The following is an 11,821-nucleotide window of genomic DNA, read 5'->3' on the forward strand; positions in this document are numbered from 1 at the left end:
GATGGCCACATTTTTGAACACTTATTTGCCATATATAAAAAAGTTCAAAATTTAAATAATATTTAATTTCTCAATATTGCGTAATTTTATTTGATTCGAGCTATATTAGTTTCTATCATTTAGGGGTTGTTCACCATTATCCTGTATTAAAAATAGAGTGGGACGAAAATAGATATGAGCGAATTTTTAGAAATATTAACTCACGGTCGTCGTTTTAAAGCTGCGGTAAAAGATCTCAGCGTAGAAGAACTGCGTGATTTAGCCGCTAAACTAGATAAAATTCTAGTTGAACGTGAATCAATGGAAGAAGAAGAACAGCAAGCCATCGCTGCTCGTAACGCTAAGATTGAAGAAATCCGTCAACAAATGGAAGCTGTTGGTTTATCCATCGATGACTTAGGTGGTGTAGCGGTTAAAGCGGCCAGCAAAAAGCGTGCTCCTCGTCCAGCAAAATATCAAATTGAAGTTGACGGTGAAATGGTTCAGTGGACAGGCCAAGGCCGTATGCCAACCGTATTTAAGAACGAGATCAACAAAGGTCGTTCTATGGATGATTTCTTAATCTAATCCAACTTAAAAGTACCGCACTGGAATAGCGATGACGCATTACAGTTAGGTAACATAAAAAAACTCGCCGTTGGGCGAGTTTTTTTATGTCTCATTCGTCCAAAACAGACTGGCGTTCCGAATTACAGTCAATGCTAAAATTGCGTTACAATTCAGCCTTAGTATTTCCCCCGACTTTCAGTTACTCTTTATCCACCCGCCTCTATTCGAATAAAAACATGCAGATAAACAATAAGATAATAATAAGCTGCGGCATAATAAGTAGCTTTGTTCCCCTCAGTATTTTTGCCCAAGGGAATCCAGTACAACCCGTCAATAAGTTAACCGCTTTTACCCACGCAGAATTAATTGTCGCGCCGGGGAAACGACTAACAGATGCCACTCTATTGGTTGAAAATAATAGAATTAAAGCCATTATTGAGCACGGAGATATACCCGCCTCTGCATTACAAATCGACCTCACGGGTTACACTATCTACCCAGGCTTTATCGATCCCTTCACTGATTATGGAATTGAGTTTGAATATCCCAAACTCGGCTTAACCCGTCCCGTATATGATATTAAACGTATAGGTGGCAATGCCGAAAACGGGGCAATTCATGCAGAAAAAGAATGGTTTAATTACGTTTATCCCAATAAGGAACGCGCAAAGGATTGGATCAATAACGGCTTTACCAGTGTGCAAAGTAGTAAGCTCGATGGCATTTTTCGCGGCACAGGTGTTAGTTTGTCCTTAGCCGATAAAACCGCTAATGAAGTGATTTATCGAGCGCGAACTCAACCTTTTATGGCATTTGATAAAGGCACATCCGAACAAGATTACCCCAATTCATTAATGGGGAGTATTGCGCTGATCAGACAAACCTTTGCCGATGCCAACTGGTATAACCAAAATAAGCATAAATCCGCCAATAGCACAATAAACACCCCGTTTGAGTTTAATATCGCCTTTGAAAAATTAGATCATTTAGCCGAGAAGCCAATTGTCTTTGAAACTAAAAATCTCAATGATTTATTACGCGCGGCTCACCTACTCAAAGAACATCAACAGCCCGCCAATCTTTTAGGAAGTGGTCAGGAATACGCTCGTATTAATGAGCTAAAGGCCTTGAACTATCCGCTGATTTTACCGCTCAATTACCCACAAGCTCCCGATGTTGGTACCGATGATGCCGACCGTGAGGTGTCACTGGCTGATTTAAGACAATGGGAGCGTGCGCCAACAAATCCTGCCGCCGTCGCCAAAGCCGCAATTCCCTTTGCCTTAACTCAATACGGCATTAAGAGCGATGCTTTTTGGCCACGTTTACGCCAAGCCGTTGCCCAAGGGTTAACCGAAGAACAAGCCTTAGCGGCACTCACCATCCAAGCCGCCGAAATGGCGGGGACGGCAGATTTTGCTGGCAAACTCGCCCCAGGATATATGGCCGACTTTGTGGTCACTAAGGGCAATATCTTTAAAGATGGCCAGATCTATAGCGTTTGGTTACAGGGCCAAGAGCAGAGTATTCGCTCACTTTCGCAGGCTAAATTACTGGGTGATTACCAATTAAGTTTCATTAACCTCACGCTGGATTTATCGCTGCAAGATATCAGCAAAGACGATAAACCTAAGTTTCAGGGGAGCTTGAGTAGCGGTGAACAAACTATCTCGCTCACCAACCTCACCCTAGAGGATGACGGTAGAGTCAGTTTTAATGCCAATCTTACCGCCGCCGGTATCCAAGGCATCAGCCGTTTTACCCTATGGCTGGCTAAGGATGGTATTCAGGGACGTATGGTCGATGCCCAAAGCCGCAGCACCCATGTTGCCGGTGTGACCATCAGAGCAAACGATGGGCAAATAAAACCGCAAGACCCCAAAATAACGGCAAACACAGCTCTAGTGAGTCAACTCACCTACCCCAATGTTGCCTATGGTCTGAACGAAGCGCCTAAGGTTGAAAAACTGCATATCAAGAATGCCACCCTGTGGACCTCGGACAAACAAGGCATTCTCGAACATGCCGATCTGTTGATGGCCAATGGCCGCATCGAGAAAATTGGTCAACAACTCAGTACGCCTTCAGGTTATCAAGTGCTCGATGCAACGGGCAAACACCTAACTGCGGGTATTATCGATGAACATTCCCATATCGCCATCAATGGTGGCACAAATGAAGGGACTGATGCAGTCACCTCTGAGGTGCGTATTGGCGATGTGCTCAATCCCGAAGATATTTCAATCTACCGCGCCTTAGCAGGCGGCGTCACCAGCGCACAATTACTTCACGGCAGCGCGAATCCTATCGGCGGCCAATCGCAACTGATCAAGATGAAATGGGGAGAAAGCGCCGAGCAACTTAAATTTGCTAACGCGCCAACGAGCATCAAATTTGCCCTTGGTGAAAACGTAAAACAGAGCAACTGGGGTGAAAAGTTTGTGCAGCGCTACCCACAGACTCGCATGGGGGTTAAAGCGTTATTTGCAGAAACCTTCGACGCCGCCATCGCCTATGAAAATGCCCTTAAGGCCTATGATGAACTACGCAGCAGTGAGAAAAAGAAAACCATTGCACCGCGGCCAAGCTATCGCCTGCAGGCCGTCGCCGAGGTATTAAATCAACAGCGCGATGTGCATATCCACTCCTATGTGCAGTCTGAGATCTTAATGTTCCTGCGTTTAGCCGAGGCTTATCGCTTTAAAGTGCAAACCTTTACCCATGTGCTCGAAGGTTACAAAGTCGCCAGCGAGCTCGCCGCCCATGGTGCCGGCGCATCTACCTTTGCCGATTGGTGGGCCTATAAATTTGAGGTGTATGACGCTATCCCACAAAATGCGTGCCTGATGCAAAACAAAGGTGTGACCACCAGCATTAACTCAGACGATTATGAAATGCAGCGCAGACTCAACCAAGAAGCGGCTAAGTCGATGATGTATTGCAATATGTCGAGAGAAGATGCTTGGAATATGGTCACCATCAATCCCGCTAAGCAGTTAAGAGTCGATGAATACGTGGGCTCTCTGACCCCAGGGAAAATGGCCGATATCGTGCTGTGGAACGCAGAGCCGCTGTCTATTTACGCTAAGGTGAGCCAAGCCTGGGTTGAAGGGAAACGCTATTTTGACCGTGACCAAGACCAACTCGCCCAGCAGGCCATAGTCAATGAGCGCGCCCAACTTATTCAAAAAATTCTCAGCAGTGATGATAAAGCCAAAGCGGGTGAAAAAGTCACGCCACTCAACGAACCCCAGTGGCACTGCGATACCCACTATCTGGCATGGGGCCACACTCATCAGGGAGCCAAATAATGCAACTTTTACCGACAACGCTCTTATTTGCGGCATTACTGGGCGCCATCCCCACAGCGAGCGCCAACGATATAGTGCCAACACCAAAGCAAAGCCACACTGTGCTGATTAAAAACGCCACAGTCCACACCGTCAGCCAAGGTGTGCTCAGTAATACCGATGTGTTAATTGAGAATGGCAAAATTACCGCAGTGGGGAGCCCAGTAAATCCCACCGCTGCCGGGGGAGCTGAGATTCATATCGTCGATGCGAGCGGTAAACATTTGTATCCTGGGCTGATTGCCCTCGATACTAGCTTAGGTTTAGTCGAAATTGAGATGAGCCGCCCCACAGTCGATAACGCCGAGGTCGGCGACTTTAATCCACAAATTAGCACAGCAAGCGCCTATAACCCGGATTCAGAACTTATCCCCACCATACGCTATAACGGTATTACCCACGCCCAAATCGTCCCCAGCGGCGATGGGTTAGCGGGGCAATCGGTGCTGGTGAATCTCGATGCTTGGACGATTGAAGATGCACTCAAGCCCAGTGCTGGGCAATTTCATCTCTACTGGCCGCACATCAAACGCATGCCCGAAGATGAAAAAGAGAAAGCCAAAGCCATCGAGAAAAATCAACAGGCTATAGATAAACTCAACGCAGCCTTTGAGGATGGCTATCGTTATTTTTTAAGTGATCAACATAAAAACGGGGATGAAGGCAATCAGTCCAGCAGTAAAAATCTGCGGTGGCAGGCCATGTTGCCACTGTACCAAGGTAAAGCAACCCTATTCGCCCATGCCGATACGGTTGGACAAATTGAGCAAGTTATCGCACTGACGAAAAAATACCAATTCAAACTGGTGATTGTCGGCGGCTATGACGCATGGCGCTTGGCCTCAATCCTGAGGGAAGTCAATGCCAGCGTTATTTATCCCCATACCTTGAGCCTGCCTAAACGTAAAGATGAACCCGTGGACTTGCCCTTTAAGATCCCATCATTGCTCGCCAATGCGGGTATCCCCTTTGCCCTTGGGTTCTCATCGGATTGGAATAGCCGCAACCTCCCCTATGCAGCAGGTTACAGCGCCGCCTATGGTTTAACGCCAGAGCAAGCACTCAAATCTGTCACCCTAGATGCGGCAACCCTGTTAGGGGTAGAAGATTTAGGGGCAATTGCCGTGGGATATCAAGGCAGTGTCGTGCTCAGTGAGGGGGACATTCTCGACCCTATGACCAATAAGATTGTGGCTATCTGGATTGAAGGACGGCAGATAGATCTGAATAATCGCCATCAGCAGCTTTATCAAAAGTACCTTAAGCGGTAGAATTTGCTCAGATAATAATATCGCATCGGCGCAGTCTTTAAGACTGCGCAGTTTTCCCCTCAAACTCAGGTCAAACCATGAAGATGATCCTCTCAAGTGCATTAGTGCTACTGCTCAGTGCCTGTGCCAGCGACTACAGTTTTAACAGTAATTTGAACGGTGAGGCAATCGATGACTATTTCAAGGCCTCCGATGTTACCCTCTATGAAGGTGATACCTTGCCTAAAGGTCACTATGAATTAAAGGGGTTAGTACAAGGCGAATCTTGCCAAGCCGATATCAATGCCGTACCCGCGTCACTCGCGGATGCCAGAACCGAGGCGCGCCGCGCCGCAGCGGATAAAAGCGCAAACGGTATTATCATTAAGCAATGTGTGATGTTTGAAGAGGCGGCCCAAGGTTGTATCAGTCGCGCCCTATGCGTCGGCCAAGCCATCAAAACGGCTACCCCAGAATAAGCATCACATATAGCAAGTGTACTCTGGCGATGCCATGATCTGCGATTGCCCATATCAACCGCTTAACACTGAGTTTATGCGGTTGTTATATTTAGCCTTTTAGGTAATTTTTTGCATGACATTTACCAACCATATTGTCGCCGTCGCGACATGCCGCACCCCCTATAAACAAAAGTTTGGCATCCCAAGGCAACCCGGATTGGTTGAAGCCCGCGGCTATGTCGAGCTCGAACCCCATGTGAATCATATCGATGCGGTGCGAGGTATCGAGCAATACTCCCATCTGTGGTTACTCTTTTGCTTCCATGAGAATCTTGCCCAAGGCTGGAAAACCACAGTGCGCCCGCCCCGTTTAGGTGGCAATGAAAAACTCGGCGTCTTCGCGACTCGCTCCACCTTTAGGCCCAATGGCATTGGTCAGTCGGTCGTAAAACTCCACGGCGTAGTACAACGTAAGGGCAAAGTGTGCCTCGAAATTTCCGGGATGGATCTCCTCGATGGCACGCCGATTATTGATATTAAGCCCTATATTCCCTTCTCGGATTCCATTACCGATGCGATAGGAGGAATCGCCCAGGAAGCGCCCCATTTAATTTCGGTAGTGTTTTCTGCCCATGCCAACGTCCAAATTGAACGCTACGCCGAGCAGGACAGCTACACAGATTTAGCCCTGCTGATCCGCGGCGTACTCGGCCAAGATCCGCGACCTGCCTATAAAAAAGCCAAAGATGATCCTAAGTTATATCAAGTCGCTCTCTATGATTTAGATGTATTTTGGCAAATGGCGGTTGATGACAATGAGCAAGAATACATCTTGGTATTAGAACTCAAACCGGGGAAATGTGGCTAAATGTCTGCGTCTTTGCCTGATTATCAAAGCCAACATAAAAAGCGTCTCTCTTGGATGCCATGGCTGTATTTTTCTTTAAAAGAGAAACATTTAGTCTGGGCCAAACCCTGGCAGGATGAAATCCAAGCCACACTTTGCGCCCTCGAAACAGTGCAAATAGGCGAGCAATGTTTTATCGCCCCCGAAGCACAGCTATTTGCCGAACCCAATCGGGATATTCGCATGGGCAACCGCTGCATGATCGCCGCCGACTGTTTTTTACATGGCCCTATTATGATGGGCGATGAAGTGGCGATTAATCATGGTTGCTCCTTTGATGGCGGTAGAGTGGGTATCAAGATAGGTAATCAAACCCGCATCGCCAATAATGTGACTATCTATGCCTTTAACCACGGCATGGCACCCAATGCACCGATATATCAACAGAGCGCCAACTCTAAAGGTATTGTCATAGGCAAAGATGTGTGGATTGGCGCACAGGCCGGCATAGTCGATGGCGTCACCATTGGCGATCACGCCGTAGTCGGCATGGGCAGTATAGTGACCAAAGATATCCCTGACTGGGCCATAGTCGCTGGCAACCCCGCCAAAGTGATCGGCGATAGGCGGGATAAGTGAACATAATCAGAAGCTAGAATCGAGAGCGCTACGCTAACGGATAACGGAACGTTCGCCAGCTCACTCACCGAAACGGCATCTGACACTCCTTTCTGTTATCAGCTATCCATTGGCATTTAAAAATGCCATTTATATCCCAGCTAACTGAATTTAACCTAAATCCATAGGTGACATCATCGAAGCAGGTGATAAAATGGCGCCCATTCAACTCAAATTTGGACATCGGTAATGCGCGTCAGCAAGTACCTACTATCAACACAGAAAGAAACTCCTGCCAACGCAGAGGTCATCAGCCATCAATTAATGTTACGTGCCGGTATGATCCGCCGTAACGCCTCGGGCCTTTACAGCTACCTGCCCACGGGTTTGCGTGTATTACGTAAGGTCGAAGCTATTGTTCGTGAAGAAATGAACAAAGCAGGCGCGATTGAAATATTAATGCCTATGGTACAACCGGCTGATTTGTGGGTAGAAACGGGTCGTTGGGATAAATTTGGTCCAGAATTGCTACGCTTTAAGGATCGCCACAACCGTGACTTCGTACTGGGCCCAACCCATGAAGAAGTGATCACCGATCTCATTCGCAAAGAAGTCAGCTCATATAAGCAATTACCGCTGAACCTTTACCAAATTCAAACAAAATTCCGTGATGAAGTGCGCCCACGCTTTGGCGTGATGCGTTCACGCGAGTTCCTGATGAAAGATGCTTATTCTTTCCATCTGGACGTCGACACTATGAATGCGACCTATGAGGCCATGTATCAAGCCTATAGCAACATTCTGTCGCGCATGGGCTTAGCCTTCCGCCCCGTATTAGCCGATACTGGTTCTATCGGTGGCAGCATGTCACACGAGTTCCACGTGCTGGCGCAAAGCGGTGAAGATTTAATTGCTTACTCGACCGGCAGTGATTATGCGGCCAACATTGAGAAAGCCGAATCACCTATGCCAACCGAGGCTCGCGGCGCCGCCACTGAAGAGTTGCGTTTAGTCGATACCCCCAATGCTAAAACCATTGCCGAATTAGTTGAGCAGTTTGGTTTAGACATCACCAAAACCGTTAAAACCTTAATTGTTAAAGGTGCTACCGAAGCCGCTCCGCTAGTGGCATTAATTGTTCGCGGTGACCATGAACTGAACGAAATCAAAGCTGACAAGTTAGATTTAGTGGCATCACCCTTAGAATTTGCACCAGAAGCCCTTATTCGTGACGCCATTGGCGCAGGCCCTGGTTCACTAGGCCCTGTCGGCTTAACTATGCCAATAATTATCGATCACAGCGTCAGCGTGATGAGCGATTTTGCCGCCGGTGCTAACGTCGATGATAAACACTACTTTGGCATCAACTGGGAGCGCGATCTGCCACTTGCCCAAACTGCGGATATCCGTAATGTGGTTGAAGGCGAGCCAACACCAGATGGTTTAGGTACTTATGCTATGGCCCGCGGTATCGAAGTAGGCCATATCTTCCAACTCGGCACTAACTATTCAAAATCAATGAACGCCACTGTACTCGACGAAAACGGCAAGTCACAGGTGCTGCTGATGGGTTGTTATGGTGTCGGCGTGAGCCGTATCGTCGCGGCGGCTATCGAGCAAAACTTCGATGACCGTGGCATCATTTGGCCAGAAGCGATTGCCCCCTTTAGCGTGGGGATTCTGCCAATGAATATGCACAAGTCGCACCGCGTAACCGATATCGCCGAGCAGTTGTACAAGGATTTAACCGCAGCGGGTATCGACGTATTACTGGACGACCGTAAAGAACGCCCTGGCGTGATGTTCGCCGATATGGAACTGATTGGACTCCCGCACACTGTGGTGATTGGCGATCGCAATATCGATGCCGGCGTATATGAATACAAAAACCGTCGCACCGGTGAAAAGCAAGACATTCCATTTGATCAGCTTGTTGATTTCCTGAAAAGCCAGATTAAAGCCTAAGCTTTAGCTCCAATCGAAAAAAATTAAACGCACTTAGGTTGTACTTAAGTGCGTTTTTTATGCACTTTTCACACAAGAAGACTTTCCATCATTAAGGTAAAAATGGATTGATAAAACTATTGAGCCAATGCCCTCGGCTTCTTTGGCACACTTGCCATCAATCAAATATCGACTTACTCCTAAAAACAAATCCACTGCTCAGACTTGCTTTTTAAGCGCAGTCATTGCTTTAATAAAATCATTAAAACAATAAATTGAGTCTTGAGATTGCCAACATCAACTGCATTAGTCTTAGGTGGAGGTGGCGCAAGGGCCGCCTATCAAGTCGGCGTGTTAAAAGCACTGGTCCAGCTATATCCCCGCAATCACGGCATCCCCTTTAAAATCATCTGTGGTACTTCTGCTGGCGCGATAAATGGTACGTCAATCGCGACCCACGCCTCTTGCTTTCACCTTGGTGTGAAAAAACTCGAATGGGTATGGCGGCATTTTGAAACCCGAAAAGTGTATCGAGCTTCCATTGCCGGGGTGTTAAGTCATTTAGCCAAAATGGCGCTCAAGGGAATGCAGGATGATAAGGTCAATACTGATGCGGGCAGCTTGCTTGATAACGACCCACTGCGAACGCTGCTAAATGAGCTTATCGATTTTAAACGCATCGATCGCAATATCCGCAGCGGCGCCCTCACGGCACTCAGTGTGGACGCCTCCTGTTATAACAACTCCCGCTCAGTCACTTTTTTTCAAGCCTCAAGGGATATCGAAAATTGGACCAGAGCGAGACGCAGCGGCGAACGTATGATGCTCAATACTGAGCATTTACTCGCCAGTTCCGCGATTCCCATGGTGTTCCCATCAATTAAACTTAACCAAGCCTATTATGGTGATGGTTCGGTCCACCAGCTTGCACCGCTGTCGAGCCCCATTCACTTAGGAGCCAGTCGGCTATTGGTCATAAATTTGGATAGCCCCCACAAACATTACCCAATGGAACTGGAATATCATCCGAAAACGGCCACGATTGCGGGCCATCTACTCGACACTATCTTTTCAGATACCTTAAATAGCGACCTTGAGCGATTGCAGCGCATTAATCACACCCTGAGTCTTATCCCTGAAGAGGGTCGAACTCAACTGACCTTGCAACCCATAAAGACCTTAGTTATCAAACCAAGCGAAGATTTAAGCAAAATAGCGGCACGTTTTTACGAGGATATGCCCTGGGCCATTAAAACTTTACTCGGTTTTATTGGTATAGATAGGCAATCGGACTCAAGTATCGTGTCCTACTTATTATTCGAGAAATCCTATACCAGTGCGTTAATCGATTTAGGTTATAAGGATGCCATGGAGCAACTCAGTGAAATAAAGACCTTCTTCAACTTAACTTAACCGCGCATGCATCCATGTTTAGTTAACTAGCCTAAGGAATGGTTTTGAATTGCTAAGGCGAAAATGGTATAAGATGAACGTGCCCATCTTGGGCATGAAGACTTAACTGGAATGGTTAAACTCATTCTAAACTAAGGAATATTCTGTAGCAGCTAAACAGCAAATCAGTCTAAAGTCTGAATACACTGATAGATTTGGCATTGATCATTTAAGTTGAATCACCTATCATGCTGTACTAGATTAGCTAAAAATTAGGTTAATTTTTTCTAAAAGGGAATCACGATGAAAAAATCTTCATTAGCACTTATTGCTGCTATTTCAATGTTAGGTTCAGTAGCTGCACAAGCTGATGGTGGCAAAGCTACTGGTGGTACAGGTACTGGCGGTTCGACTGGTATTATTGTTGGTGGTGGTATTGCTGCTGGTGCAGCTTTGACTGGCGTATTAGTTGCTGCAAACAGCGCTGACGGTAACCCAATCACCAACACAGGTACTGGTACTGGTACTACTACAGGTACTGGTAACTAATCAGTTAAAACCTTTTCTAAACAACCGCCTACTGGCGGTTGTTTTTTTTAAGCCTATCGAGAGAAAATCAAGCTCTGGTTATGACTTGAAATCAGTTTCACATCTCTTTACATTTGATATTTATTACTATTGAGAATAAGCAATTCGGATGCGTATAAATAAAAAACTATTGCCGCTAGTCACACTCTCGGCCGTATTAGTGGGCATTTCTGGCTGTAGCCAACGAATTAGCGCCTTGAACGATACGATAAAGCTCGCTTTTATTGGGGATGACGACGTAAAACTCACCACAGAACAGGTAAAAGCCAATCCTTACGCCAGCATTTATGCCAAGCTTGACGACACACCTCGGGCATTTATCGCTTTAGCCTTTGCCGAGCCCCCAATTACCCTATCTTCAGTAAGACCGACTCCAGATGCGCTGGAGCTTAAATGGTTATCGGCGGATAAAGGGATGTTAGTCACCATAAATGGTCGTTTAGTGAGAACCCATAACCTGCTCGCTGGCAATTTAGTCACAGTAGCAAGCACGCAAACTGATCCAATTCTATTAGGGCTGCATTTAAGTAGCACACCTAAAACCTGGACGCGCACCCTTGACTGGCAACCGGATTACCACTTTGGCTACACCGCGAGTTCACAGTTTAATTTTATTGCCGAAGAAAACATTCTTATCAATGATACGCCAACACAGGCGCTGCACTTCAGCGAAATGGTTTCAATAGCAGCGCTTGATATCCAATATCAAAATGAATTTTGGATCAAACCGAATAATGGCCAAGTGATTAAGAGTCGCCAAAAGATAGCGCCTAATCTGCCCTTTATCGATATCACCTTACTTAAGCCATTCGCCTCTTAGTG

Annotated in this window: 10 protein-coding genes; all 10 read left to right on the forward strand. The window is 46.7% G+C overall.

Annotated elements, in window-relative coordinates:
* The first annotated feature begins 174 nt into the window (after positions 1-174).
* The 10 genes from JFT56_RS12790 to JFT56_RS12835 all read left to right on the forward strand — a co-directional run bounded on the left by JFT56_RS12790 (position 175) and on the right by JFT56_RS12835 (position 11,819).
* Positions 175-567 (forward strand): H-NS family nucleoid-associated regulatory protein, encoded by a 393-nt coding sequence (locus JFT56_RS12790; RefSeq protein ID WP_007649501.1) that lies wholly within the window; start codon positions 175-177, stop codon positions 565-567.
* A gap of 218 nt (positions 568-785) precedes the next feature.
* Positions 786-3,860: an amidohydrolase family protein gene (locus JFT56_RS12795; protein ID WP_198783568.1), complete on the forward strand. Its 3,075-nt coding sequence runs from the start codon at positions 786-788 to the stop codon at positions 3,858-3,860.
* Positions 3,860-5,170, forward strand: coding sequence for an amidohydrolase family protein (locus JFT56_RS12800; RefSeq protein WP_198780458.1), 1,311 nt, complete (start codon positions 3,860-3,862; stop codon positions 5,168-5,170). Before JFT56_RS12795 ends, JFT56_RS12800 begins: the two co-directional genes overlap by 1 nt.
* A gap of 77 nt (positions 5,171-5,247) precedes the next feature.
* Positions 5,248-5,628, forward strand: coding sequence for an Rcs stress response system protein RcsF (gene rcsF / locus JFT56_RS12805; RefSeq protein WP_198780459.1), 381 nt, complete (start codon positions 5,248-5,250; stop codon positions 5,626-5,628).
* A gap of 115 nt (positions 5,629-5,743) precedes the next feature.
* Positions 5,744-6,478, forward strand: coding sequence for a tRNA (N6-threonylcarbamoyladenosine(37)-N6)-methyltransferase TrmO (gene tsaA, locus JFT56_RS12810; protein ID WP_198780460.1), 735 nt, complete (start codon positions 5,744-5,746; stop codon positions 6,476-6,478).
* Positions 6,479-7,096, forward strand: a complete 618-nt coding sequence (locus JFT56_RS12815) for an acyltransferase (protein WP_198780461.1) — start codon at positions 6,479-6,481, stop codon at positions 7,094-7,096. It begins immediately after the preceding gene.
* Between the two features lie 228 nt (positions 7,097-7,324).
* The gene (locus JFT56_RS12820) at positions 7,325-9,040 is read left to right on the forward strand and encodes a proline--tRNA ligase (protein ID WP_198780462.1); all 1,716 of its coding nucleotides are present in this window, start codon (positions 7,325-7,327) and stop codon (positions 9,038-9,040) included.
* 267 nt (positions 9,041-9,307) lie between these two features.
* A complete protein-coding gene (locus JFT56_RS12825) occupies positions 9,308-10,432 on the forward strand; it encodes a patatin-like phospholipase family protein (RefSeq protein WP_198780463.1) in 1,125 nt (374 codons plus the stop codon).
* A gap of 282 nt (positions 10,433-10,714) precedes the next feature.
* The gene (locus JFT56_RS12830) at positions 10,715-10,960 is read left to right on the forward strand and encodes a hypothetical protein (RefSeq protein ID WP_198780464.1); all 246 of its coding nucleotides are present in this window, start codon (positions 10,715-10,717) and stop codon (positions 10,958-10,960) included.
* Between the two features lie 148 nt (positions 10,961-11,108).
* Positions 11,109-11,819, forward strand: coding sequence for a YjbF family lipoprotein (locus tag JFT56_RS12835; RefSeq protein WP_198780465.1), 711 nt, complete (start codon positions 11,109-11,111; stop codon positions 11,817-11,819).
* Positions 11,820-11,821 lie beyond the last annotated feature (2 nt).

The organism is Shewanella putrefaciens (assembly GCF_016406305.1).
Classification (GTDB): domain Bacteria; phylum Pseudomonadota; class Gammaproteobacteria; order Enterobacterales; family Shewanellaceae; genus Shewanella; species Shewanella putrefaciens_C.

What these genes read in the sequence shown, in the direction of transcription:
- JFT56_RS12835 (WP_198780465.1), top strand. Translation starts at nt 11,109, where the DNA reads ATGCGTATAAATAAAAAACTATTGCCGCTAGTCACACTCTCGGCCGTA.
- JFT56_RS12815 (WP_198780461.1), top strand. Translation starts at nt 6,479, where the DNA reads ATGTCTGCGTCTTTGCCTGATTATCAAAGCCAACATAAAAAGCGTCTC.
- JFT56_RS12795 (WP_198783568.1), top strand. Translation starts at nt 786, where the DNA reads ATGCAGATAAACAATAAGATAATAATAAGCTGCGGCATAATAAGTAGC.
- rcsF (WP_198780459.1), top strand. Translation starts at nt 5,248, where the DNA reads ATGAAGATGATCCTCTCAAGTGCATTAGTGCTACTGCTCAGTGCCTGT.
- tsaA (WP_198780460.1), top strand. Translation starts at nt 5,744, where the DNA reads ATGACATTTACCAACCATATTGTCGCCGTCGCGACATGCCGCACCCCC.
- JFT56_RS12790 (WP_007649501.1), top strand. Translation starts at nt 175, where the DNA reads ATGAGCGAATTTTTAGAAATATTAACTCACGGTCGTCGTTTTAAAGCT.
- JFT56_RS12820 (WP_198780462.1), top strand. Translation starts at nt 7,325, where the DNA reads ATGCGCGTCAGCAAGTACCTACTATCAACACAGAAAGAAACTCCTGCC.
- JFT56_RS12830 (WP_198780464.1), top strand. Translation starts at nt 10,715, where the DNA reads ATGAAAAAATCTTCATTAGCACTTATTGCTGCTATTTCAATGTTAGGT.
- JFT56_RS12800 (WP_198780458.1), top strand. Translation starts at nt 3,860, where the DNA reads ATGCAACTTTTACCGACAACGCTCTTATTTGCGGCATTACTGGGCGCC.